The organism is Paenibacillus sp. Soil724D2 (genome assembly GCF_001427935.1).
GTDB lineage: Bacteria > Bacillota > Bacilli > Paenibacillales > NBRC-103111 > Paenibacillus_E.
Genome location: NZ_LMRY01000060.1, coordinates 77,319 through 104,126, shown reverse-complemented (window position 1 = coordinate 104,126; position 26,808 = coordinate 77,319). Strand labels below are relative to the sequence as shown.

The 26,808-nt window shown below is 47.7% G+C and carries 14 protein-coding genes; 13 read left to right on the top strand and 1 reads right to left on the bottom strand.

Going from position 1 to position 26,808, the window contains the following annotated elements:
• The first annotated feature begins 9 nt into the window (after positions 1–9).
• Genes ASG85_RS35685 through ASG85_RS35660 form a run of 6 tightly spaced genes read left to right on the top strand, consistent with a single transcriptional unit; the run spans position 10 to position 10,171 of the window.
• Positions 10–2,976 (top strand): extracellular solute-binding protein, encoded by a 2,967-nt coding sequence (locus ASG85_RS35685; RefSeq protein WP_060649405.1) that lies wholly within the window; start codon positions 10–12, stop codon positions 2,974–2,976.
• Positions 2,963–3,937, top strand: a complete 975-nt coding sequence (locus ASG85_RS35680; RefSeq protein ID WP_057301700.1) for a carbohydrate ABC transporter permease — start codon at positions 2,963–2,965, stop codon at positions 3,935–3,937. The genes ASG85_RS35685 and ASG85_RS35680 overlap by 14 nt, the downstream gene beginning before the upstream one ends.
• Positions 3,938–4,837 carry a carbohydrate ABC transporter permease gene (locus tag ASG85_RS35675; RefSeq protein ID WP_057301699.1) on the top strand — a complete coding sequence of 300 codons (900 nt, stop codon included), beginning with the start codon at positions 3,938–3,940 and terminating at the stop codon, positions 4,835–4,837.
• A gap of 35 nt (positions 4,838–4,872) precedes the next feature.
• Entirely contained in the window at positions 4,873–6,306 is a 1,434-nt protein-coding gene (locus tag ASG85_RS35670; RefSeq protein WP_060649404.1) for a DUF5060 domain-containing protein, read from the top strand.
• A gap of 46 nt (positions 6,307–6,352) precedes the next feature.
• Positions 6,353–7,789 carry a DUF5605 domain-containing protein gene (locus tag ASG85_RS35665; protein ID WP_235550295.1) on the top strand — a complete coding sequence of 479 codons (1,437 nt, stop codon included), beginning with the start codon at positions 6,353–6,355 and terminating at the stop codon, positions 7,787–7,789.
• A 21-nt stretch (positions 7,790–7,810) separates the two neighbouring features.
• Positions 7,811–10,171, top strand: a complete 2,361-nt coding sequence (locus ASG85_RS35660) for a glycosyl hydrolase family 95 catalytic domain-containing protein (protein WP_060649402.1) — start codon at positions 7,811–7,813, stop codon at positions 10,169–10,171.
• Between the two features lie 1,654 nt (positions 10,172–11,825).
• Here ASG85_RS35660 and ASG85_RS35655 read toward each other — a convergent pair.
• A complete protein-coding gene (locus ASG85_RS35655; protein WP_060649401.1) occupies positions 11,826–12,506 on the bottom strand; it encodes a hypothetical protein in 681 nt (226 codons plus the stop codon).
• A 312-nt stretch (positions 12,507–12,818) separates the two neighbouring features.
• On the opposite strand from ASG85_RS35655, the gene ASG85_RS35650 reads away from it, so the two are divergent.
• From ASG85_RS35650 to ASG85_RS35620, 7 genes are read left to right on the top strand one after another with little or no spacing between them, the layout of a single operon-like run.
• A complete protein-coding gene (locus ASG85_RS35650; RefSeq protein WP_060649400.1) occupies positions 12,819–13,910 on the top strand; it encodes a Gfo/Idh/MocA family protein in 1,092 nt (363 codons plus the stop codon).
• Between the two features lie 2 nt (positions 13,911–13,912).
• Entirely contained in the window at positions 13,913–14,761 is an 849-nt protein-coding gene (locus ASG85_RS35645) for a sugar phosphate isomerase/epimerase family protein (RefSeq protein ID WP_060649399.1), read from the top strand.
• A 3-nt stretch (positions 14,762–14,764) separates the two neighbouring features.
• A complete protein-coding gene (locus tag ASG85_RS35640) occupies positions 14,765–16,420 on the top strand; it encodes a hypothetical protein (RefSeq protein ID WP_235550294.1) in 1,656 nt (551 codons plus the stop codon).
• A gap of 43 nt (positions 16,421–16,463) precedes the next feature.
• On the top strand, positions 16,464–19,541 hold the full coding sequence (locus ASG85_RS35635) for a glycosyl hydrolase 2 galactose-binding domain-containing protein (RefSeq protein ID WP_235550293.1): 3,078 nt from the start codon (positions 16,464–16,466) through the stop codon (positions 19,539–19,541).
• Entirely contained in the window at positions 19,496–21,574 is a 2,079-nt protein-coding gene (locus ASG85_RS35630; RefSeq protein ID WP_060649397.1) for a hypothetical protein, read from the top strand. Before ASG85_RS35635 ends, ASG85_RS35630 begins: the two co-directional genes overlap by 46 nt.
• Positions 21,575–21,598: 24 nt before the next feature.
• The gene (locus tag ASG85_RS35625) at positions 21,599–24,751 is read left to right on the top strand and encodes a glycoside hydrolase family 2 TIM barrel-domain containing protein (protein ID WP_235550292.1); all 3,153 of its coding nucleotides are present in this window, start codon (positions 21,599–21,601) and stop codon (positions 24,749–24,751) included.
• Positions 24,748–26,787, top strand: a complete 2,040-nt coding sequence (locus tag ASG85_RS35620; protein ID WP_060649395.1) for a beta-galactosidase — start codon at positions 24,748–24,750, stop codon at positions 26,785–26,787. The genes ASG85_RS35625 and ASG85_RS35620 overlap by 4 nt, the downstream gene beginning before the upstream one ends.
• The last annotated feature ends 21 nt before the right edge of the window (positions 26,788–26,808 follow it).

Below are 26,808 nucleotides of genomic sequence, written 5' to 3'. Positions count from 1 at the left end.
AGCGGAGGGATGAAGTTGAAGGTGTTTTTTCGAACCCGGGTATGGATTTCAACGATGCTGGCGCTCGTATGTATGCTCAGTCAAACGCTTCCCGGTTTAGCGGATACCAGCCTTTCATCGGGGGCAGATTCGAAGACAACGAGCATGGAAAATCAGACGAATTCATCCAAGCAACTGGATCCTTATTATTTTGAAAAGCTTGATCAGTGGAAAAAGGAAGGCGCTTCGACCGATCACATGGGGAAAATGACCATACCTGGCTCGAAGCTGGTTGGTCAGTCGGAGAACGCGACTGTTTCTATAGGATCCTATAACGAGAAAAACGGCGTTTTGATCTGGAGTGCCGCAAGGGATGAATGGATCGAATACGAAGTGGATGTGGCGCAAGGCGGGTTGTATACGATCGAAATGTCATACAATCCTTTCGTCGGTACGAAATACCGCAAGCCGATTGCGTTAAATCTGACCGTTGATGGCTCAAGCCCTTATTTGGAATCAAAATCGGTCGAGTTATACCGGCAATGGAAGGATAAGTTTCCGATTCGCAAAGACGACAAAGGCGATGAGATTCGCCCAACAGCTGATGACAAATCCGGATGGTTATCTTGGGAGCTGCGCGATTTGTCTGGCGTATACGAAGAGCCGCTAACCTGGTATTTGAAACCAGGGAAGCACAGAATCCGGTTGGCGGGCAGTGATCCTTTTGCACTTGAATCGATAACGTTAAAAGCGCCAGACCAAACAACCGACTATAAAACCGTGAAAAGCAAGTGGCCAACAGGTGCTCCTACAGTACAAGCGGACCCGATTGTGATCGAAGCCGAACAGATGCAATGGAAGAACGATTCATCCATATCCCTGGCCTACGATAACGATATCGCTACTACACCCAGTGTACGTGGGCACATTACTTACAATGTGATAGACGGTTCCCGGTGGTCATCGAATAATCAAGAGATCAGCTGGAACTTCGACGTACCGGAAACCGGTTACTACAAAATTGCGATGCGCGCGGATCAATCTTACGTATCTAACCGCTCCTCGTTCCGTCAGATTATGATCAACGGCAAAGTGCCGTTTTCGGAACTAAAGGCCTATCGGTTTATGTACTCATCAGGCTGGAAAGGTATTACATTGTCCGACGATCGAGATAATCCTTACGAATTTTACTTGAAAAAAGGGACCAATACGATCTCGATGCGCGTCACATGGGCTCCTCTCGGTTCAATTTCTTCTGATTTGGATCATACGATAAGTGAATTGTCGAAGCTATCCGCTGATTTAAGAACGCTGACCGGCGGGGTGGACGATAAAAACCGAACATGGGATTTCAAAAAAGACCTTCCCACCTTTGTCGAACAATTACAAGGCGTACATGATGATTTGGATGGGGTTCGGGCACGTATGGCAACCATCAATGGCCGTCCAGATGCTGTTGCGCAAGCGCTTGTGACTGTTCAGAAAGATATGGAAGACTTGCTGAAAAACCCAGATGAAATTCCGTATAATGCAAGCATCCTGAACAGGCTGCAAGGCAGGGTGGCCGAACAAATCAAGCAGCTCACCTATCAACCTCTCCAATTGGATCGTATTTATGTCGTGCCTGCTGAGCAGCCGTTTCCGAATATGTTACCGACCTTCTACGAAAAATGGGAAGGGGCAATCATCAATTTTATCGATTCCTTCAAATCAAAAAGAACGACAAACAAGGATGAGATGGTGCTTGATGTCTGGATGCTCCGAGGACGGGATTACGTTAATATGCTGCAAGGTCTGGCGGATGAGATGTTTACACCGCAAACCGGAATCAAAGTTAGAGTGAATCTGCTCAAAGATGAGAAACTGCTTGTTATGATGAATGCGGCAGGAATTGCGCCTGACGTTGCGTTAGGCTTGCAGCAGCAAATTCCGTTCGACTATGCGATTCGCGGTGGCATCTATAATCTGAAGCAATTTCCGGACTTCGACGAGTACTATAAGCAGTTTTCCCCGGGTACGTGGCCGGCTTTCTATTATAATGGCGGTTACTACGCCGTACCGGAAACACAGGAGTTTCGAGTGATGTACTATCGGAAAGATATTTTACAAAAATTAGATCTGAAAGTACCGGATACATGGGATGATCTTTACAAAATGCTGCCTGTGCTTCAGCAGAACGGTATGAACTTCACGCCGGTTAACGACCACGGTATATTCCTGCAGATGCATGGGGCGGAATACTATTTGCAAGACGGCTCGAAAACGGGGCTGACTACAGAGAAAAGCTTCAATGCGTTTAAACAATGGACCGAGCTGCAAAACAAATATGCGATCGATCAACAAATGGATAGCTTCTACCAGCATTTCAGAGACGGGTCGTATCCTCTTGGTATTGCCGATTTGAATACGTATCTGCAATTGAATGTAGCGGCTCCCGAACTGAATGGTTTGTGGGGGGTAGCTCCTGTGCCCGGTGAACGGCAGGATGATGGAACGGTTGCCAGGTGGATGGGTGGAAACATGTATTCTTCGATGATTATGAAAAACGCCAAGCATCCGAAGGAAGGTTGGGAGTTTCTGAAATGGTGGACTTCGGCGGAAGTACAGGAAAGGTTCGGCACAGATTTGGAAACGCTCAACGGCGTGACGTTCCGCTGGTTTACATCGAATATGGATGCATTCACTCAGCTTCCCTGGAAGGAAGATGATCTGCAAGCGATTTTGGAGCAATGGAGATGGTACAGGGAAGTTCCGAATGTACCAGGCGGCAGCTATCTAATGGAGCGCGAATTGAAAAATGCATGGAACCGAACCGTCATTGACGGGATGAACTACCGGACTTCGCTCGAACTGTCCGCGAAAGAATTGGACCGCGAAGTCCAAAGAAAACTGCAGGAATTTAAATTTGTCGACGGAAACGGAAAAATGGTAAGGTCATTGGACTTGCCGGTTATTACAAAGCCGTGGGAAGGGGTGGATAAGTATGTTAAAAAGTGAGCCGCTAGTGCTGCCTAGTGTTCATACTTCCACAAAACGAGTGAAGAAAAAGGATCGTACGCTGCTGCAAACGATTTGGTCATATCGGGTGTCTTATTTATTCATAGCACCATTTATGATCTGTTTCATTCTTTTTATCTTCCTTCCTGTTCTTTCTGCGATCGTACTTAGTTTTACGTATTATAATTCCATTGAACCTCCTCGATTCGTTGGCTGGGACAATTTCCGTTACATGATATCCCAGGATTTGACTTTGCTCAAATACGCGCTGCCGAACACCATTACATTTGCGTTACTCGTCGGACCAGGTGGATATATAGCAGCTTTTTTACTAGCGTGGCTGATCTCGATCCTGCCAGGTATCTATCGCAAATGGTTTACACTCGCTATGTACACGCCTTCTTTGGCAGGCACGATAGCGATTGGCATTATATGGGTTCCTATGTTATCAAGCGATCGAATTGGTTATTTGAATAGTGTTCTTCTGAAATTCGGATTCATTGCCGAACCCAAATTGTGGGCTACCAGCAAAGAGTATTTGATGAGTTCCATGGTCTTTGTCACACTTTGGAAAAGTATGGGGATCGGGTTCCTAGCCATGCTGGCCGGTATTTTGAATGTGAATCCGGAGCTGTACGAAGCAGGCAAACTGGACGGCATTCGCAGCAGGCTGGAAGAAATTTGGTACATAACAATTCCCTCCACAAAGCCGCAAATGTTGTTCGGAGCTGTCATGGCTATCGTCGGTGCGATTCAATCCGGAGAAATAGGCCAGACGCTTTCGGGCATGAATCCGACGCCGCAATATTCGGGCCATGTTCTCCTGACTCACATGCACGACTATGGATACACCCGTTTTGAGCTCGGTTATTCGACGGCGTTATCCGTCCTTCTGCTTATATTTATTTACTTTGCTAACAAGCTGTGCGAGAAGCTGTTCGGCACGAAGGAGGGCGAATAAATGAGCGTCGCGGGAACTCTTCGAAATTTCAATTCGTGGCGAAAACGGAAAAGGCCGCGCAGATTTAGTCATATGGAAAAGATCTCAATTGTCATTCTCGTTTTGATGAGTATTTTTTTGCTGCTGCCGCTGGTCTACATATTTAATCACGCATTTAAGCCTTATGAGGAATTGTTCATTTATCCGCCGAACATATTCGTGAGACATCCTACTCTTCAAAGCTTTATGGAATTAGCGTCCATAACGAAAGGGACAGCTGTTCCGATCACTCGATATTTATTTAACAGTGTGATTGCCACTGCACTGGGTGTTACTGCAATCGTTATTGCAAGTGCCATGTGCGCTTATCCGATTTCCAAGCATAAATTTCCTGGTCATAAGATGATATTCGCGACGATACTTTTGACACTGTTGTTCGTTCCTGAAACGGTTTCGATTCCCAGATATTTGATCATCAGCCAATTGGGCATTTTTAACACGTACTGGGCACATGTCCTTCCGCTCGTAGCTGTGCCGACAGGTGTTTTTCTGATGAAGCAGTTTATCGATCAACTCCCGGATGAATTGCTCGATTCTGCTCGGATGGACGGGGCCAAAGAGTTTACGCTTTTTTTAAGAATCGTTATTCCCGTCGTTATGCCTGCGATTATGACAGTCAGCATCATTGCATTTAACTCGGCATGGCTCAGCACGGAAGCATCGGAAAACTTTATTCAGGATGAGGAATTAAAAACGTTTCAGTTCTATGTGCAAACTTTGACCTCCGGTTTGGCGAACAGTGTGTCAAGGCAAGGTGCTGCGGCTGCGGCTGCGATGATCCTATTCTTACCTAATTTCATCATGTTTTTGACGTTCCAAAGTAAGGTCATTGCGACAATGGCACATTCCGGTATCAAGTAATGTTCATAACAGATTGAGGGGGGGATAATGTACCGATGGGTATTCAACAAAACGGGCGAGAAGTGGATAAATGGGGACGGTTTGAACTGACGTTAAAAGGACCGTCCGAAGGCAACCCGTTTCAGGAGGTTCAGCTATCCGCCCGATTTCAATACAAGAACCTCGTTATAGAGCCTGATGGCTTTTACGATGGAAACGGAACGTACCGGATCCGCTTCATGCCTGATCGAGCTGGCGTCTGGCGCTATGTTACCCAAAGCAATCATAGTGATTTTGATGGTCATTACGGAGAATTCTTATGTGTCGAGCCGTCCGCCGAGAACCATGGTCCAGTGCGAGTGAAGGATCATTATTTATTCGCGTATGAGGACGGTACGCCGTATATGCCGTTCGGCACTACCTGCTATCATTGGACCCATCACGGAGACGAGCGGCTTGAGGAGCTTACTCTTCAATCATTGAAAGATTCTCCGTTCAATAAAGTGAGGATGTGTCTTTTACCTACACGCGATATGAAACCTCCACTTCGGTTGGCTTTCGCTGGAACGTGTCCGGAGGATGTGGATAAAACGCGGTTCAATACCGAATTTTTTGCCCACTTAGAAAAGCGGATCGATGATTTGATGCAGCTTGGCATAGAGGCCGATCTCGTCTTATTTCATCCCTACGATAAAGGGTTTTGGGGCGTCGATAACATGGACGCGGAATCCGATACCTTTTACTTACGCTACGTGATCGCACGTCTTTCCGCTTTCCGGAACGTATGGTGGTCGCTTTGTAATGAGTACGACTTTAATTCATTCAAAACAGTTGACGATTGGGATCGTCTGATCCAATTCGTACAGCATAAGGACCCGTACCAACATCTTCGTTCGATCCATAACGGGACGAAGATGTACAAATCTTCCTGGTTGTACGATTTCTCCAAGCCTTGGATTACTCATCAAAGCATACAGCACTGGGATGCGGAGCTTACGACAAGCTGGCGGGAGGCGAATCCGAAACCGATCGTCATTGACGAAATATCCTATGAAGGCAACAGCTCTAGACGTTGGGGCAATATTTCTGGAGAGGAAATGACCCACCGATTTTGGGAAGCCATGTCCAGAGGCGGGTTTGTCGGGCATGGTGAATCATTCATTGACAAGGAGACAAGGGCCTGGATATCCTCCGGGGGTAAACTGTATGGAGAGAGTACGGAGAGAATCGCTTTTTTGCGAAAAATTATGGAGGAAGGTCCTGCAGATTGGATGAAAGCTTGGCAGCAAAGAAATTATGGGCTTCAGTATTTCGGTCATCACCAGCATGCCTATAAGTTCATTGATCTCCCTGAAAATGCTTCCTACCATATCGAGATCATTGATACCTGGAACATGACGATTATACCGGTTAAAGGCACGTTTCGCGGACCTAGCAGGGTTGACCTCCCCGGAAAACCTAATCTCGCATTACGCATTTTGAAGGTTTGAGTAGAAAACCTGGAAGGAGGAGGTCAGACTGAGAGTAACCAAGGAAGTGGAACGTTGGGGTGTATTTGAGTTGATACTGGAAGGTCCCTCAGATGGAAACCCGTTCACTGACATACGTCTCTGCGCCATATTCAAGAAAGAACGGCATGTTGCTGAAGCGGAAGGATTTTACGATGGCAACGGGAAATACCGTATCCGGTTCATGCCGGAGGAAGAAGGCATATGGTCGTATGCAACGTCAAGTAATTGTTCGGATCTGGACAGGATATCGGGAGAGTTTACCTGCATCAACCCAGAAGCCGGCAATCACGGACCTATTCGGGTAAAGAATGCTGTTCATTTTCAGTATGCGGATGGAACTCGGTTCACCCCGTTTGGCACGACGTCTTATGTATGGCATTTGCAAAGTGATGAACTTCAGGCGCAAACGCTGCTTACGCTGCAGAATTCGCCATTTAACAAAATCCGCATGTGTGTGTTCCCGAAAAACGATGGGTTTAATTACGCTGAGCCAAGTGCCTATCCTTTTGAAGGCTCGTCAGAACAAGGATTCGATTATAGCCGTCTTCGCCCGGATTATTTTGCCCATTTGGAGAAAAGGGTAAAGGATTTGGCAGATTTGGGCATACAGGCGGACCTCATTTTGTTTCATCCGTACGACGAGGGACGTTGGGGCTTCGATGAGATGTCTTCGGATGAGGACGATCGATATCTACGCTATGTCATCGCACGACTGGGTTCATACCACAACGTATGGTGGTCGCTCGCCAATGAATACGATTTAATGAAGTGTAAAAGTCTTGAGGATTGGAAGCGCTTATTTCGAATTGTTCAGGAATACGATTATGGCGGACATTTGCGCTCGATCCATTATTGTCAAACATGGTATGACTTCGGAGTTCCATGGGTGACGCATGCGAGCATCAAACATACCGACGTGAGAATTGCATCGGAATGTACCAAGCATTATGGTAAACCGGTCATTATCGATGAATGCGGTTACGAGGGAAATCTGGATACCATGTGGGGCAGTTCGACCCCTGAAGAGTTAGTTTGCCGGATTTGGGAAGGAAATTGCCGTGGAGGCTATGTTACTCACGGAGAAACGTATTTGAATGCGGAGCAAGTTCTTTGGTGGTCGCATGGAGGGGAACTTCATGGACGAAGCGTTCGGAGAATCGAATTTATGCGCGGCATTCTTGAGGATGCGCCGGCTCATATGACTTACAGCAGTGATCGGCTTGATGCCGCAACGTTGGAGGTAAGAGGCGAATTTTATTTACAGTACTTTGGCCCGCATCGTTTTGCATTCCGCGAATTTGCACTGCCGGATGGGAAATATGAGGTTGATCTGATCGATACATGGAATATGACGATCACGCCGCTTAGCGGGATATATGAAGGTCGATTCCGAATTGATTTGCCTGCAAAGCTTTATTACGCATTGCGAATACGAAAAATGACCGATTCGTCTAATAAATAGCTTAATCAAGGAGAGATGTCATTGGAACATATACGGAAATCAACTGGTGTTACAAAGCTGTGGTATGAAAAACCGGCAAAAACGTGGAATGAGGCATTACCGATCGGCAACGGACGTCTGGGTGCGATGATATTTGGAAAAGTAAATCAAGAACGGCTGCAATTAAACGAAGACTCGGTTTGGTACGGCGGACCGGTGAACGGAGACAATCCAGATGGTCGGCGATATTTTCCGGAAGTAAGGCGTTTATTAAGTAAAGGGAAACAAATTGAGGCAGAAGAGCTGGCACAAATGGGGTTAATGTCCAATCCCAAATCCATGCGTCCCTATCAACCGTTGGGTGATTTGCATTTCTACCACGACGGGGAAAAAAAGATGATTTCCAATTATTACAGGGACTTGGACATTGAGCAGGGTATCGCCCATGTTAGCTATTGCCTAAATGATGTCCAGCATGAGAGGGAATTGTTCAGCAGCGCGGTCGATCAGGTGATGGTTATCAGGATCACGTGCAATCGGCCTGCAACATTGAATCTCAGGATGCATTTGAGCCGAAGACCGTTTGATGAAGGTACACAAAGGATAGCCAACGATACATTGGTAATGAGCGGAGAAAGCGGAAAAAACGGAGTGACGTACTGCACGGCTGTAAAAGCTGTTCCAGAAGGCGGAACGGTGGATGCAATCGGTGATTTCCTCACTGTTCATCAGGCGGAAGCTGTTACCATCTATCTTTCGGCTGCAACAACATTTCGACATGAGGACCCTCAAGCCGAGTGTATGCAACAGTTGGTTCATGCGGCAAGTAAGGGATACGAAAGGGTCAAGCAGGATCACGTTTCGGATCATACTTCTAAATTTGGACGTGTAAAGCTGGAGTTGGGACGTCCTAAAGATGCCAGTGAAATCGAAGTACTGCCTACTGATGTCAGACTTCAACGGTACAAAGACGGTGGTGAAGATCCAGGGCTCATTTCTCTGTTTTTCCAATATGGCCGTTATTTGCTTATGGCTAGTTCCCGTCCTGGTTCAAATCCTGCGAATTTGCAGGGCATTTGGAATGAAAGTTTTACACCGCCATGGGAATCAAAATACACAATCAATATTAACACAGAGATGAATTACTGGCCTGCGGAAGTTTGTAATTTGTCTGAATGCCATGAGCCATTGTTTGATTTGATCGATCGTATGCGGCCTCATGGCAGGAAAACGGCACAGAAGGTGTATGGTTGCAATGGATTCGTCGCTCATCATAATACCGATATGTGGGGATCCACGCAAATTGAAGGGAATCATATTCCAGGTTCAATTTGGCCGATGGGTGCCGCTTGGTTGTCCCTGCACCTCTGGGAGCATTACCGGTTCGGCTTGGATGAATCATTTCTCCGAGAACGGGCGTATCCGGTTATGAAGGAAGCGGTTGAATTCTTCCTGGACTATTTGTTTGAAGATGAAAAGGGACGTCTTGTTACGGGCCCTTCTACCTCTCCCGAAAATAAATTCATCGGTCCCGACGGAAGCGTAGGTTGTTTGACTATAGGGCCTTCCATGGATACCCAAATCATTTATACATTAATCAGTGCATGTATAGAGGCTGCCGACATTCTTCAAACGAATGAGACGATACGGCCGAAATGGGAAACTACACTTCACAAGCTGCCGCAGCCGCAAATCGGTAAGCACGGACAGCTGCAGGAATGGGTGGAGGACTGGAATGAAGTGCATCCGGGCCACCGTCACATCTCTCATTTGTTCGCGCTCCATCCCGGAGAAATCATTCATGCAAGGCATACGCCGGAATGGGCGCAAGCGGCGAAAAGGACGCTGGAACGCAGGTTGGAGAACGGGGGCGGCCAAACGGGATGGAGCCGTGCTTGGATCATTAATTTTTTTGCGCGCTTGGAAGACGGGGAACAAGCCTATGAGCATGTTCGCTTGTTGCTTTCCCTCTCGACGCTACCGAATTTGTTCGACAATCATCCACCTTTTCAGATTGACGGTAATTTCGGCGGAACGGCGGGAATTGCCGAAATGCTTCTGCAATCGCACCGTGGGGAGATTGCACTGCTTCCGGCTTTACCGAAGGCATGGATGCGTGGTAAAATCAGCGGTTTTCGCGCCCGTGGCGGTTTCGAGATCGAGATGGAATGGGAGGAAGGCGAGCTTACGCGCTGTGTCATTAAAGCGACGAAAAGCCAATTATGCACCGTAACGTGCAGACGCCCGCAGTCGTCTCTTATCGTGGAAATGGATGGGATGCCGGTTGAAACCATAACTTCAGAGTTTTTGACTAAGTTTGAGGCTGTTGAGGGTAAAACGTATGTGCTCGTAGCGGGGAAGCAAACACAGTTTAAAGAAGCGAAGATGGTAACCAACATTTAGCGCTGAGAAATAGGATCATACACAAGGCCACCGTTATCGGTGGTTTTGTTTCATTCTATCGATTTTTTGGACATCCTTGGCTGCTCTTTGGACTTTAGATTCAAGCCACGTTCGGACTGAAGTCGCTGCGAGTGAACGCATCCTGTGTTCCTATGCAGTAACGATGTTTTACATCGTTGCGAGTGAACGCATCCTGTGTTCCTATGCAGTAACGATGTTTTACATCGTTGCGAGTGAACGCAGTCCTGTGTTCCTGCGCTGTAACGATGTTTTACATCGTTGCGAGTGAACGCAGTCCTGTGTTCCTGTGCTGTAACGATGTTTTACATCGTTGCGAGTGAACGCACCCTGCGTTCCTGTGCTGTAACGATGTTTTACATCGTTGCGATGGAGCGCAGTTCTGTGTTCCTGTGCTGTAACGATGTTTTACATCGTTGCGAGTGAACGCTGTCCTGTGTTCCTGTGCTGTAACGATGTTTTACATCGTTGCGAGTGAACGCATCCTGTGTTCCTGTGCTGTAACGATGTTTTACATCGTTGCGAGTGAACGCAGTCCTGTGTTCCTGTGCTGTAACGATGTTTTACATCGTTGCGAGGGAACGCATCCTGCGTTCCTATGCTGTAACGATGTAAAACATCGTTGCGAGTGAACGCACCCTGTGTTCCTGTGCTATAACGATGTTTTACATCGTTGCGAGGGATCGCAGTCCTGTGTTCCTATGCTGTAACGATGTTTTACATCGCTGCGAGTGAACGCAGTCCTGTGTTCCTGCGCTGTAACGATGTTTTACATCGTTGCGAGGGAGCGCATCCTGCGTTCCTATGCAGTAACGATGTTTTACATCGTTGCGAATGAACGCAGTCCTGTGTTACTGCGCTGTAACGATGTTTTACATCGTTGCGAGGGAGCGCATCCTGCGTTCCTGTGCTGTAACGATGTTTTACATCGTTGCGAGTGAACGCAGTCCTGTGTTCCTGTGCTGTAACGATGTTTTACATCGTTGCGAGTGAAGCATCCTGCGTTCCTGTGCTATAACGATGTTTTACATCGTTGCGAGTGAACGCATACTGCGTTCCTGTGCTGTAACGATGTTTTACATCGTTGCGAGTGAACGCACCCTGCGTTCCTGCGCTGTAACGATGTTTTACATCGTTGCGAGTGAACGCATCCTGTGTTCCTGTGCTGTAACGATGTTTTACATCGTTGCGAGTGAACGCAGKCCTGTGTTCCTGTGCTGTAACGATGTTTTACATCGTTGCGAGNTGCTGTAACGATGTTTTACATCGTTGCGAGTGAACGCATCCTGTGTTCCTGTGCTGTAACGATGTTTTACATCGTTGCGAGTGAACGCAGTCCTGTGTTCCTATGCTGTAACGATGTTTTACATCGTTGCGAGTGAACACAGTCCTGTGTTCCTATGCTGTAACGATGTTTTACATCGTTACGAGTGAACGCAGTCCTGTGTTCCTGCGCTGTAACGATGTTTTACATCGTTGCGAGTGAACGCAGTCCTGTGTTCCTATGCTGTAACGATGTTTTACATCGTTGCGAGTGAACGCATCCTGCGTTCCTATGCTGTAACGATGGTTTACATCGTTGCGAGGGAGCGCCCCCTTTGTTCCTATGCTGTAACGATTCCTTTTCATCATTGTGTCACAAGTCGCAGAACTCTGCTGTAATGGAATGTGATAAATGATAGATGTGTATTCTTTGCTTGCCGCGTCCGCCTGGGATGAGTATTCCCCTTGAGAGTAAGCTGTGGAGCAGGCTGCGCGCTTTTTGCTGTTCAACATTTAGCGCTGAACATACGTCATTCGGTTTTACTTTTCTATTGCTGAGAAGCGCCATGCGAATAATTTCTTTATCTTCGAAGGAGCAACTGCTGTACTGACCAGAGTGACTGGTTCCAAACCATTTTCCCATGAATTGATGGATCATTTGCTCGCACATTCTCGGTTTGTCTTTTACATCATCGAAGGAGAAGCGAAGCAATTTCCAGCCATCTAGCAGCAAATGATTTTGCCGGATCCATTGATCGGAAAACTGAGAGCGCGTAATATTCTGCAAGTGCGGACCGTATCCGTCGATTTCGATTGCCAACTTGACGTGCTCGCGAGTGAACGCAAAATCGAGAAATCGTGTACCGTCGCGGAAGTCTTGGATTTCATACTCAGGCACCAAATTGTCAAAGTTTGAAAAGGCGGGCCACCATACTTGCTGCAAAAATAACTTTTCCGCATGACCGAGTCCTTCTGTCAAATGCCTCCGTGCATCGCTTTGCCGCGACTTTACATGATGTCGTATAAATTCTGAATAAGCAAGTTCAAAATTCAACCACCATACCTCCTTAGGTAAAAATAAAGCCGCTCCTCAGTCAGGATAACCTGAAACTGGGGAGCGGCGTGTGCTTCACAACCGTATTTTAAATATTATATCACAATGTGGAAATCTATTGCTACTTGTCTTGTTTACATGTATGGCAGTTGTGGTCGTTCCATCATCTAACTCCTAAACTACGTATTCACAAGCTAAAATTACCCCAGAAAACTATCCAATCATTGTGGTCGAATGATCCCTAAAAATAGCATGAACAGCCTATAAATGTTTTTTCGTAGTGATGTAATGTAGTAATTAAGAGGTGATACCATGGAATTTATTAGACCAGAGGATTATTTGCCGAGAAAGCAAAATATACCGGACTTAAAGAAATGCGGAATCGGCTTGATCGGCTGCGGGAGCATCGCGAATACGGCGCATTTACCCGCCTATCGTAAGTATGGATTGCATATTGCGGCTGTCTGCGACGTCAACGAGGAAGCGGCTCGCGCTACAGCGGAAAAATTTGATATTCCCTATTGGACGACCAATGTTAATGAACTATTGCAAAATGATGAAGTTGGGATTATCGATTTAGCGATCCATCCAGAACCGAGAATGGAAGTGCTGAAACTGATCGGCAAGGCGCCTCGGCCTGTTTTATGCCAAAAGCCGTTAGCGTTGGATTTGGAACATGCTCAGGTGCTTAATCAAGAGGCGAATCGGCTGGGTATCGTGCTTGGCGTGAACCAACAGGCTCGCTGGGCCCCGGCTCATAGAGCGCTGAAGATTGTACTTGAGCAGGATCTCATCGGCGAGGTATACAGCATTCACCATGATATGCGTTCCTTCCAAGACCAAGCCGGTTGGTGGTGGACGAAAATGAAAAATTTCAATATTGTCGATCACGGTGTCCATTATGTGGATTTGTGCCGATATTTTAACCCTAATCCCGAAGAAGAGTGGTCCCGGGTACACTGCACGACAGCGCAGCTGAAGCAGCAAAACGCGGTTGACCCGCTGATCTATTCGGCAAACGTTGAGTTTGGTCCGAAAGGCGGACGAAACCCGCTCATGGCTTCGCTTCATTTTAACAATATTGCAAAAGCAAGCCGTTCCCATAGCAACACCTGGTGGATTGACGGGACAGAAGGAAGCTTCTGGTGTACGCAGGATACGCTCTATATGGCGCTCAACAAACACAAAAACGTCGTGCATGAGATCAAACTGAAAGGAACTTGGTTCCCTGACGCTTTCGCAGGATCTATGATCGCATTCATGACTGCCATGGAGGAAGGCGAGCGCCCGCCGGTTACTCCGGAAGATAACTTGCAGACTATCGCTATGACGACTGCAATGGTCATTTCCAGTCAAGAAGGATGCGTAGTTGAAAGAACGGACGTGTTGAAAGGAAGCGATTAGTCATGAACAGACTCGGTTTCATGAGTTACATATATCTAGGCTGGAGCGCGGAAGCAATCGCCGAAGACGCAAGCAAACACGGGTTGACTTATGTGCAGATCGACCCGAAGCAAGCTATGCACGTGATGGACGATGAGCCTTTTTCACTGACACGTGCTGAAAAAATCCGTACCATCTTCGAAAACAAGGGGATTTCCGTCGTAGGTTTATCGGGTTACACCAATTTGCTGAATCCTAACCTTCAGAAGCGTGAAGACAAGTTGAAACAGCTCGAGAAGATGATCGACCTATGTTCGGCTTACGATACACGGTATATCGCGACGGAAACGGGAAGCCTTCACCCTACTAACGCTTGGCGTGATTTTGAAGGAAACCGGACGCCTGAAGCATGGGATGAGCTGCTGAAAATCATTGACCGTTTGCGGAACCGGGCAGTTAAGAATGATGCCATGTTGTTGATCGAAGGATTTGCGCTTAATGTGCTAGCGACTCCGGAACAGGGTGTCCGTTTGATGGAACAGCTTGGAAGCGAAGGGCTGGCTCTCATAATGGATCCATTCAATTATTTGACGCAAGAAGATTTGAGCCGTCAGGAAGAGGCTATGGCAAACATTTTCGACTGCATTGCTTCACATTCTCCGATTGCGCATGCCAAAGACGCACTATACCGTGATGGAATATTTACAACGCCTAGGGTAGGGGCGGGACAAGCGGATTGGAGCGTGTATGCAGCGCTGCTCACCAGTCAATTACCGGATGTCCCGTTGATTCTGGAACATGCAAAGCCGGAAGAAGTAGCGGAATGTTTGGATTTGATCCGAAAATCCTTTGAAAGCGCAGTTAGGACGTGAAGAATGTCTATGACGCATAAACCGAAATTGGGGATACAGGGTCCTGTTGTTGCATATCAGGATCCGTGGGCAGGGGAAGCTTCAGAGCTTATTATGCGGACGGGAACGGGGAGTGTTTGTCCGTCTCAAGACCCAAAGCCTGAGCCTGATGAATTTCTACACGCTTTGCTCGAGTTGGAAGCGGACTTTTATGTTCATCATGTGATTCCGGAAATGAAAGGGTATTCAGAGCTCTTGGCAGATATCGCGGAAGCGGGATTAGACATTTGTCTCGGTAACGAATATGGAAACATTAATGGGCCCTGGACGGAAGGAACGAACCGGTACGACGTGCCCGATGAGACGATTATGCAAGCAGCGCGCTCAGGTCGGTGCATTGGACTGCTGTACGATGAACCGGAGCATCTGCAAATAAACGCCGGACAGTATCGGCATGACGGGTGGTTCCCACATTGGGGCAGCACCGATGATATGAATTTGGAAGAGTCGCGCGCCAAGGTTGAGCGGTCAGTTATGTCCCATGTCCAGCATGTACAGAGCGTCTTGGAGCAAGTCGGATCACCCCGTAGTTCCATGCCTTTGATTGCGGAGCATGTGTTTCCTACCATGTTCCACACATTTGCCAGAGCGGGAATGGACATCAGCCCCAAGATTATGAAGGAATCGTTTCAATCTTTGCAGCTATCTACCGCATTGGGAGCGGCCAAACAATATGACAGAGCGCTATGGATTTGCGCCGATTTGTGGGGTCCGGATACGGGAAGGTGGTTCACCCGTTTTCAAGGATTTCCCGGTCACTCTCCGCAGGAATTTGAATCTGCTTTGAAAATGGGCTACTTGATGGGACCATCCCATTTGTTCGTGGAAAATATCGATGTTTTGATGAAACACCGTCAAACTGGATTTGAAACAACCGAATTCGGTGAAGTATGGAAAGAGTTTGTCCGTAAATTTATCCCTGAGCATACGTTGACCTGGCACCATTCAGAGGCGAATCCGGATATCGCAATCATCCATTCAAATGACGGTAATTACGGTCAGAATGAAAGGTTGTTCGGCAATAGGACACTCGCTAATTTGGGCGGTTCCCAAAGCGTGTTTCACATCTGGCATTTGCTCAGCCGAGGAACGATACCAGCTCATGGCAGCTGCATGCATATCCCAGGCTATGATTTTCCAAGACACGAATTGAAAAGAGATGTAGCGTACGAACAATTCCCGTTAGAACAAGGGTATGTTTCAAGCGACGGAAGAAGGGTACATCCGTTATTTTATCCGGTTAGAAATGTCCTTGCATTTGACGATAAAGTCAGTGTAGATCAATTGGGACGACCGAAATTGGTTATGGTTGGAGGCTCCTCGCTTTCCGCCGAAACACTGTTTGCTGTCATCAAAAGGGCGGAAGATGGGGGAGTCGTCGTGATCGCAGAATGGCTGCTGCCTCCTAATTGTCCGGAAAAGCTAAGGAACAGTGGAAAAATGGGCTTCGGAAGGTGGATCGTCACGAACGATTTTTTGGATGAACGCGTGAAAGAAATCGTCGAACCCTTTTTGGGGGAGGAACGCTGCTGGATGCAGCGCTTTGGCACTACAGAAGTGAGGATGTACCCAAAGGATAGGGACGGGTATACACTCGATTTTGAGATCGCAGCTGTATGAAACGAATCCAAGCGTTAAGGTTTCGGAATAGGGGGAGATAAGTTTGGAGCAAAACAAACATCAGGATCCGTTTGCGGAGATTGCCTTTCGCGAACATCCCGGAAATAAAGACGAATTGCGGGAGATTCCTCCCGTGGCTTATGAAAAAAAATATTTCACTCCGGGATCGGAAAAAGCGACGAACGTATCTCATCACACCTACGAGGAACAAATCGCAATTTTCCATGAAGAGTTGAAGCTGCTGCGTGAGAAGTATCGCCCATTTATGAGAAATTTGGCTCCCTCCTCCACCATGCGCCGCAACCGACAAGCATGTAAGGAGTTTCAATTTCGCTATCAAACGTCTGAGGACGCCAACTTTACGAATGTGCTGGAAGGAGCAGGGGATTGGGAATCGGTAATGGTTCCTGATTTCCGCGGACCGACGGGAGAAAACGGCAAATGGACGGGGTTTTACCGCAGTGAATTTCCGCATGCTCCGGCTCCCGAAGGAAAGAGAGTCTACCTCGTATTTAAAGGGGTTGACTATAAAGCGACCGTATATCTCAATCGCAAGTGTATTGGCAGCCATGAAGGGTTCTTTGCTCCTTTTGAATTTGACGTGACTGATTTGCTGCAGGACCTCAACACACTGGTCGTTGAAGTGGTTAACGATTATCCGATGATGGGGGTAGGCGGCACGAAGCTGGACGGGGATAAAATGTATGCTGCTACAGGCCCGGGATGGGACGATTCAAATAGCGGTTGGAGCCACTGTCCGCCAGGTGCCGGCATATACAATTCTGTCTATTTGGAAGAGCGGTCGACGTTGTTTATTCAGGACATTTTTGTTCGTCCGAATATCGATGACGGCTTCGTGGAAGTATGGATTGATTTGATGAATACGACGAATATGCTGAAGGAAAACTTCGAATTGATGCTTGAAATCCTGCCGAAAAACTTCACCGGTCAAGGAATCCGGCCCATTTCATTTCAAGTGGCATACGCCGGTCCAGGTCTCAATTACTATCGCTACAAGGTGGATTTTCTGTCATTCCGGATGTGGGAGCCGGAAACTCCTTTCTTGTATATAGCTCGCGCTCAAGTAAAGAACAGTACGGAATGTGTGGATATTCAAGACCGCACCTTTGGCATGCGGAAATTTCATATGGACGAAAAGGACACCCCCAAAGGAACGCTGTATCTTAATAACCAACTGATTATGTTAAGAGGCGCCAATGAAATGGGGCACTTGCAGCAATGTGTCATGAACAACGATTACGAGCAGTTAATTGACGATATTCTGATCGCGAAACTTGCTCATTTGAACTTTTACCGCATCACACAGCGTCCTGTTCAGGAAGAAATATATGACTATTTCGATATGCTCGGCATGATGCATCAATGCGATCTCCCAACGTTCGGATTTATCCGCCGCAACCAATTTGTCGAGGGAGTCCGGCAAGCAGCTGAGATGGAGAGACTGATCCGCAGTCACCCATCTTCGATTATGGTATCGCTGATTAATGAACCTTCACGTACGGAAAAGAGGCGAAAAGGCCATCGTCACTTGCATCGGAACGAATTGGAAGCCTTTTTCGTTGCCGCCAGACAGGCGATTTTCATTGAAAATCCTGATCGTGTAGTCAAAAACGCGGATGGGGATTACAATCCTCCTACCCATGAAGGACTGCCCGATTTTCATTGTTATAACATGTGGTATACGAACAATACGATCTCTGTAGGTAAAATGTACAAAGGTTTTCTTCCCTCGATTAGGGCGGGATGGAAGGCGGGGTGCGGCGAGTATGGCACGGAAGGTTTGGATAATGTCCAGTTGATGATGAATCGTTATCCGAAAGAATGGCTTCCATCCTCTGAGAATGAGCATTGGTTGCCAAACAAAATTAATGGAGCCCAAACCTACGGTCTGCATCGAGATTGGTACGCGGAGCAGCATACAATTCGAGAGTGGGTCGAGGCGAGTCAGAAGCATCAATGTTTGGGGACGAAGCTGATGACAGACGCATGGCGCAGAAGGGCCGATTTGTTGGTTTCCACCGCCATTCACCTGCTGATTGACGCATGGCCTGCCGGCTGGATGAAAGCTCTCGTTGGCGTCGACCGAATTCCGAAACCGGCGTACTTCACGTATAAGGAAAGCCTGGAACCGGTACGCATCCATCTAAGGTGCGACAGATGGAAGGTATATGAAGGAGAAACGCTGGAAATAGAAGCGTGGCTATTGAACGATACAGCGAAGGATTATGACCGGTGCCGTGTCGTCGTTACGCTTCGGGATGATAACCGGGATTATAGCAATTATGAAATGAAAGGCCCTGTGCCTAAGGCGATGTCCAGATATGCAGGTACGATCAGCTTTTCGGTTCCATCGATATCAGATAGACAGAACTTGTACATGGATGCTTGCTTGCTGGATGAAAACGGAAAATTGATAAATAAGGAAAGATTTTCTTTCGAGGCATTTGCAAAAATGAGACATCCGAAACCGCATAAGATCGCTTTTCTAGATGCGGAATCGGAGTTGCTATGCTCCTTGCTACACATAGAAGGCAAATCTTATAACGGAGATACGCATAAAGAGGGCTCGCTTGTCGTTTCTTCGAAAGAAGTATTTGATCGCCATCGGACATCCATCCTCGAGAAGGTCCAAAGTGGAGCCACAGCCGTTTTGATTCTACGTGGTCCAGGCAGTGACTCTTGGGATATCGAAAATACGACGGTCAGAACGGTCAAATTACGTGGGATGTACACCTTAGCCGTTCAGACCGATGACCAGCACTTGCAGTGGATGAAAGCGGACGATTTCTCCTATTTTTATCATTTGACGAACGACAGGATAGATGGGATAACCAATTGTTACCTGCAAGGAGAAGGGATCGAACCGATTGTGTTCGCCTACGACACTCAGGTCGAACCGTGTGGTAAACAAAAGCTTCCTGTAGTGGGAAAGAAAACGCTCGGAAAAGGCCAAATCTTCTTCGTATGCTTACCGTTGTCGGGGAGAGTGGGATTTAACCCAACGCTAGATAGATTCTTGATTTCCTTATTGAACGAGAGAGGAGGGGACGATAATTGTACGCCATTGTTAGCCGAGACAAGCAAAAGCGGGCAGAAATAGCGGACACAAGTAATGGAGCACAGCTCATTCTGCGAAACGATAGCGAGCAGTCCCCTTATTTCACGGGACATTTGGATGAGATGTTCATTTGTTCCTTCGGAAGACCATGGCGTTCAGAATTTGTGCAGTTAGAGGATGTACAAATCACCTCCGAGCCGGATTTGATCCGAATTCGCGGGGAAATGGAAGCGTTAACCTTCACGATGGAACTAGCCTTCGACGAACATCATTTATTGAAAATAAACGCGACTTGGGAAAATCGGACGGATCGAACGCTGCATGAAGTCGCTGCGGGATTCCTATTCGTACGGCCAAGGTGGAGTAAGGAAATAGTTACGATTCCCCACATGATCTATAACAACAATCCTTCCGCTGATCCGAGCCGGGTTGTCCCTCGTCTTGGACTAGGACCTGACAAAGGATTTATTTGCGAAGAACACCGATTGCCGATCCCTTGCGTGAATGTGGAGTGGACGGAAGCCGCCGAAGCCCGCTTCTTCTCCTTATTTTCGGTACCTGCGTACATGGAAAGAGCGGATGGAGTCGTGCACTACGGCTCACTTGGAGCAATCCAAGAGGAAGACCGGACTATGCTGGCAGCGATGAGCGGAGTCTTGATGTTTAATGGCGAGAAGGATTTGTATTATGTGGGTAAAAACAAAACAGGGCCTTATCACGGCGGCTATTTGGACTTCACACCTGGGTTGTCATTAACCAAACAATACGCTCTGGATTGGGGAGCTGCTGATCATCACGGGCAGGGCTTCCGCGAAATCGTTCGCAAAGGCTTGGAGCTGTTTGCGCCGATAGGGGCAAAGCCGCACTCACTCGAAGAGATGATCCAGCTGAAGCAGAACGCTCTGGACGATAGATGGAGGACTGACGAACATGGCGCCGCCGGATATGTGAAATTTTCCGATTCAAATGAGTTCGGCAACGTTTCTAAACGTCCGCTGCACTATATGTACGGGTGGACAGGACAATGCTTAAAGCTGGCATGGTGCGACGCCAAGTTAGGGTTTATCCAAGGCCTGGAAGACCGGATCTCCCATTGCGAACAGGCCGTCGACTTTTATTTGCGCGAAAGCCGAACCGATGTTGCCGGTATCAGACATGGCGCGTATCGGCTCGCGGAAGGGCAATGGGATGACTTCAACTGGAACAAACAGGCTGTTGTTTCCAGTCGTGCTCTCGGGGAAACCATAGCCGATTTGGCGGAAATCATTCTTTTGTTCCGGGAAATGGGCAGGGAAGTTCCCGATTCCTGGGTGGAGGCTCTGCATGAATCAGCCGATTTCTTTCTCAGCGGTACCCTACAGTCCGGTATTTATCCGGCAGCTTGGCTGCTGGATGGCAGTTCGGCAGAAGATAGGATTACAGCAGCTGGATTGCCTTGCCTGATTGCAGTAGTGAAGGCTTATCGGGTTACAAGTGAAAAGCGGTATTTGGATGCTGCCGAAACGATGATGCAGCGTTATTATGAGCAGCACGCCTTGACATTCGAACGGCCGTTTGCACGCTCAACGCTCGATGCGAACTGCGAGGATAAGGAAGCTGGCATGTACTTCTTCCTGGCCGCTTATGAATTATATGTCTTAACAAAAAATGAGCGCTACTGTGAATGGGCCGAAATTTCAGGGGATTGGATCCTTACTTACGTTTATATGTGGAATCCCGTGTTTGATCGGGGGTCACAGTTCAGGAACGCGGGGTTTACCGCCACCGGATGGCCGGGAGTCAGTGTGCAGAATCATCATCTTGACGTGTTTTTTCCGACCTTCGAATTCTGGCATTTTGGCCGTTTAACTGGCAAAACGCTATATGAGCGTTTAGGACGAATGGTCTTCGATGCCATGGGACAGGGAATATGTACGAAACCTGGAGAATGGAATTTTACCGTGGTTGGCGAACAGGGAGAAGGCTTTTTCCAAACGAATTGGCATCACCGGGGACATAGTAACAAATGGAATCCATCCTGGGTGACTGCGCTTGTTCTGCATAATGCCTTAAGATTCCAAGATGCTGCTGAGTGATAGAGAAGAATGGGGGACAATCACGTGAACAATAAAGCCATACCGGATTGGGAAAATCTTGAGATTCTGCGGCGGAATATGGAGCCTCCGCATGCCGGAATTATTCCGTACGGCGATGTGGAGACAGCGCTCGACCACGAACGAGCTGCCTCGCCTTATTTCCAATCATTGAACGGCAATTGGAAATTTTATTATGCAGAGAGCCCATCCCAGGCTCCTGAACGTTTTTATGATTCGTCTTTCTCGACAGATGACTGGAATACGATACCTGTGCCTGGCAATTGGCAGATGCATGGATATGGCCGTCCGCATTACTCCAGCAGTTACTATCCTTTTCCGATCGACCCGCCGCATGTGCCGAATGATAATCCGGTTGGGTGTTACCGTAGAAGTTTTATCATTCCCGATTCGTGGGATGATCGGCAAGTATTTCTTGTCTTCGAAGGGGTCGACTCGGCCTTTCATGTGTGGGTGAACGGACAATTCGCTGGGTATGGACAGGGTAGTCACATGCCTTCGGAATTTCGGGTCACCTCGCTGCTGCATCCGGGAGAAAATATAGTTGCTGTGCAGGTATATAAGTGGAGCGACGGCAGTTATTTGGAGGATCAGGACAAGTGGCGGTTGAGCGGCATCTTCAGGGATGTCTTTGTCAAAGCAACCCCTCAAGTCCATATCCGTGATATTGCGGTACAAACCCGTTTCTGTGAAAATCACGAAGACGCCGTGATCGGTCTGCGGCTTAACGTGAAAAATTATGCGGACTTAGATTCCGGTAAACATACATTACGGATATTGCTTTTGGACGAAGAACGACAATCCGTTAACGAAGAAACCGTCTTAACTTCCTTACTGCTGAGAGAGAACGAGGAGAACGCGCTTGATTTGGAAATTGCCGTCTCAGCTCCGCGTAAATGGTCGGCAGAGGAGCCGAATTTATACGCTCTCTTATTAATACTGGAGGATGATCAGGGGAATTTGCTGGAGGCGGGGAGTGTGGTTGTAGGATTTCGAGACATCGCCATCCGGGACGGTCAACTCTTCATCAACGGCAAGACGGTGATTTTGAAAGGGGTCAACCGCAACGAATTCCATCCGGATTTCGGGTTTGCCATTCCCTACGAATCCATGATCGAAGATATACGCTTGATGAAACAACACAATATGAATGCTGTTCGCTCCTCCCATTATCCGAACGATACACGTTGGCTTGATTTGTGCGATCGTTACGGGCTGTATGTGATCGACGAAGCGGATCTAGAAACTCACGGGTGCCACTTTATTGACAACGAAAGCCATTTGTCCGAGGACCCTCAGTGGAAAAAGCCGTTCCTCGATCGCGCCGTACGGATGGTGGAAAGGGATAAAAATCATCCTTCCATCATCATTTGGTCACTCGGGAACGAATCGGGTTACGGTCCCAACCATGACGCCATGGCTGAATGGGTACGTCAGGCCGATCCCACGCGCCCCATTCATTATGAACGTGCCAAGGATGCTCCGATGGTCGATATTGTCAGCTGCATGTATCCATCCTTGGAAGCTTTGATCGAAGAGGGGGAGAAATCCGATCACAGACCTTTCCTGATGTGCGAATTCGCCCATGCCATGGGCAATTCCGTCGGCAATTTGAAGGAATACTGGGATGCTATTTACAAATATCCACGATTGTTAGGCGGCCTGATCTGGGAGTGGGCGGATCTCGGAATCCGGCAAAAGCTCGATTCAGGTGAAGAATGGTACGCTTATGGCGGTGATTTCAATGATCATCCGAACAGCGGACATTTTTGTATAGACGGATTGTTATTCCCTGACAGGAAAATCAAGGCTTCGCTCCTTGAGTTTAAAAAGGTGATCGAACCAGTGAAAGTAGAGCCGGTCGATGTACGGGCCGGAATCGTGAAAATCCAAAATCGATACGACTTTATTTCCCTTGAACATCTTGTCGGCTCTTGGTCCATTCTGTGCGATGGCGTAATTGTGGAACAGGGTGAACTGCCTGAACTTGATGTGCCTGCCAGAGGAGAGGCTACCGTCTTTATCCCTTGGAAAAAGAAATTCGGGCAATCAAGCGGCGAGTATTGGCTACATATCCGATTTACTTTGCGTGAGGCTTCTCGTTGGGCGCTGCAAGGGCATGAAATTGCTTGGGCCGATCTGACGATTCCAGTCACAAATCAGGCCGTTCCATCCATCAAATTAGAATTGATGCCTAGCTTGCAATCTTCCGAAACGGATAGGTTCCTTCGGATAAAAGGGAACGATTTCACCATGGAATGGAGCAAAGCTCGCGGTGAATTATCCGCACTTGAATATAACGGTATGCCGCTATTATCTGCCGGTCCAAGAGTACATATTTGGCGGGCAACGATCGATAACGACTCACGTCAATCGAAAGAGTGGAAGAAGGCTGGATTCGATGCACTGACTCATCGCATGCACGATATGTCGATTCAACTTCAAAAGCAAGCTGCGCAAATTACGGTAAAGTCGACGCTTGGCGCGGCTGGTCTGGGAAACTGTTTTACAACATGGATGACCTATACCATCTACGGATCTGGTGATGTCATCATCGAGACCCGCGTCATACCACGAGAAGGACTTCCCCCGCTGCCGCGGTTGGGATTACAAATGGCTATGCCTGGCGGTTTCGATCAATTTTCGTGGTTCGGCCTCGGCCCGCACGAGTGTTATATCGATCGGAAAGAAAGTGGGCGGCTCGACGTGTACAGCGGATCAGTACAAGATCAATTCGTCCCATATATTAAGCCGCAGGAAAACGGCAATAAAGCGGATGTGCGTTGGGCGGCAGTAACGAACGCTCTGGGAACTGGTCTCTTCATTGGCGGAATGCCAAAGCTGGATGTCAGCGTGAGTCATTATTCCACCGACAATTTGATCAAAGCGAAGCATACCTTTGATTTAATCCGTCTGAACGAAACCATTGTGAATATGGATTATCGCCAAGCACCGCTCGGCAATCACAGCTGCGGGGAAGCTCCTCCGCTCGATGCGTATTTAATTCATCCGGTGGACACTACGTTTTCATTACGGCTGAAGCCTTTTTCCACAAGAGATCAGACTCCGATGAAACTGAGCAAACGACAACCGGGGCCTTTTCAAATGGAAGACCGTGAGCAGTCCGCACCGATATCGAAACAGGGGGTGAACCTATGATCAGCCGCAAGTTCCCTAAATTTCTATTTGGCGGTGATTATAACCCTGAGCAGTTTCCGAAGGAAGTATGGGATGAAGATATGCGGCTGTTTCAATTGGCAGGAATCGACATCGCAACGCTCAATGTCTTTTCTTGGTCGTTGAATCAGCCGGATGAGGAGACTTTTAGTTTCGATTGGCTTGATGAAGTCATGAATAAGCTGCATAAAAACGGAGTCCACGTATGCATGGGTACGAGTACGGCTGCTCATCCAGCTTGGATGGCGAAGAAATATCCGGACATTCTGACCGTGACCTCCGATGGAAAAAGAAGAAAATACGGCAGAAGACACAACTCTTGTCCGAACAGTCCGACCTTCCGTCATTATGCAGGGCTAATGGCGCGGAAGCTGGCGCAGCGGTACAAGAATCACCCGGCTTTACTTCTGTGGCATGTAAATAATGAGATCGGGATTCGCTGCTATTGCGACAATTGCGAAGAGGCGTTTCGGGAATGGTTGAAGAAGCGATATGGTACTTTAGAGCAGTTGAACCAAGCATGGTATACCCGTTTTTGGGGACACACTTTTTACGATTGGGATGAAATTGTACTCCCTAGCGCGTTAAGCGAAGGTTTATCAGGTGGGAATTCCGATCAAACCGCTTTTCAAGGCATCACACTCGATTATTATCGATTTAATTCTGACAGCTGGCTGGACTGTTATCTCATTGAATACAACGCCATTAAAGAGGAAATACCCGATGCGATCGTAACGACCAACTTCCAAGGGAACGGGACCTACAAGCCGCTTGATTATTTCAAATGGGCGCCCTACTTGGACATTGCGGCACTGGACATTTATACCGAAAACCATACGCCGGAAAGCTATATGGCGCTCCGATACGATCTCATGCGCGGCTTGAAAGACGGTGCTCCCTTTATGCTAATGGAGCAAAGTCCGAGTGTGATTAACTGGAAAACGGTGAATCCTGTCAAAAGACCTGGCGTCATGCGGCTCCGCAGCTATCAGGCAGTAGCCCGCGGGGCGGAGTCGGTGATGTTCTTTCAACTGCGCCGTTCCCTTGGCGCTTATGAGAAATTCCATGGAGCCGTCATTGATCACGCGGGTCACGAGAACACCCGAGTCTTTAGGGAATCTTCAGAGCTCGGCAAGGAATTGCAGCAGTTGGGGGATCGTCTGTTGGACTCGCGTGTGAAGAGCAGAATCGGTATCCTGTTTGACTGGGATAATTGGTGGGCTGTTGAGCTAGGGGGCGGGCCATCAGCCTATATCAAGTATTTGGATCAAATCCAGAAATATTATGACGCGTTTTACGAGAATCATATTCAAGTCGATTTTATACATGTCAATACAGACTTAAGTCAATACGATCTGGTGCTAGCCCCGCTTTTGTATATGGTTAAACCTGGTTACGCTCAAAAGCTGGAGCGATTTGTGGCGGATGGCGGGACCTTCGTAACTTCATTTTATAGCGGGATAGCGAATGAAAATGATCTGGTTACACCGGGTGGTTATCCGGGTGAGCTTCGTAAGCTTCTGGGCATCTGGGTGGAGGAGATCGACGCTCTTTTTCCGGAGCAAAGAAACCTAATGGTCATGAAGCAGGAGCTTGGACAACTTCAAGGACCGTATGAATGCGGTTTAGTTTGCGAAATTGTTCATCTAGAGGGAGCGAAAGCGCTAGCAGAATTCGGCATTGATTTTTACCAGGGATCACCGTCCTTGACCTATCATCGCTTCGGCAAGGGAGAGGCATGGTACGCAGCCACCGATCCAAGTAGGGAATTCATGCAGCAATGGATAAAGGCTTTATGTGAACGCGTAGGGATTTCCCATTTATACGAGGCACCGCCGGGAGTTGAGGTCACACAGCGCGAAAAAGACGGAGTTCGGTTTACTTTTGTGATGAACCACAGCGATCAAATTCAAAAAATGAATATAGGGAGGAACGAGCAGAAGGAGCTGCTGTGCGATCTAAGTGTCAGTGGTGATATTGAGCTCGAACCCAAGAGTATCATGATCTTGCAGGCGTAAATATGTTTAGATGGAGGCGAA

Bases quoted from the DNA above. Each gene is read 5' to 3' on its own strand.
- ASG85_RS35670 (WP_060649404.1), top strand. From the start codon at position 4,873: ATGGGTATTCAACAAAACGGGCGAGAAGTGGATAAATGGGGACGGTTT.
- ASG85_RS35680 (WP_057301700.1), top strand. From the start codon at position 2,963: ATGTTAAAAAGTGAGCCGCTAGTGCTGCCTAGTGTTCATACTTCCACA.
- ASG85_RS35675 (WP_057301699.1), top strand. From the start codon at position 3,938: ATGAGCGTCGCGGGAACTCTTCGAAATTTCAATTCGTGGCGAAAACGG.
- ASG85_RS35685 (WP_060649405.1), top strand. From the start codon at position 10: ATGAAGTTGAAGGTGTTTTTTCGAACCCGGGTATGGATTTCAACGATG.
- ASG85_RS35645 (WP_060649399.1), top strand. From the start codon at position 13,913: ATGAACAGACTCGGTTTCATGAGTTACATATATCTAGGCTGGAGCGCG.
- ASG85_RS35650 (WP_060649400.1), top strand. From the start codon at position 12,819: ATGGAATTTATTAGACCAGAGGATTATTTGCCGAGAAAGCAAAATATA.
- ASG85_RS35620 (WP_060649395.1), top strand. From the start codon at position 24,748: ATGATCAGCCGCAAGTTCCCTAAATTTCTATTTGGCGGTGATTATAAC.
- ASG85_RS35640 (WP_235550294.1), top strand. From the start codon at position 14,765: ATGTCTATGACGCATAAACCGAAATTGGGGATACAGGGTCCTGTTGTT.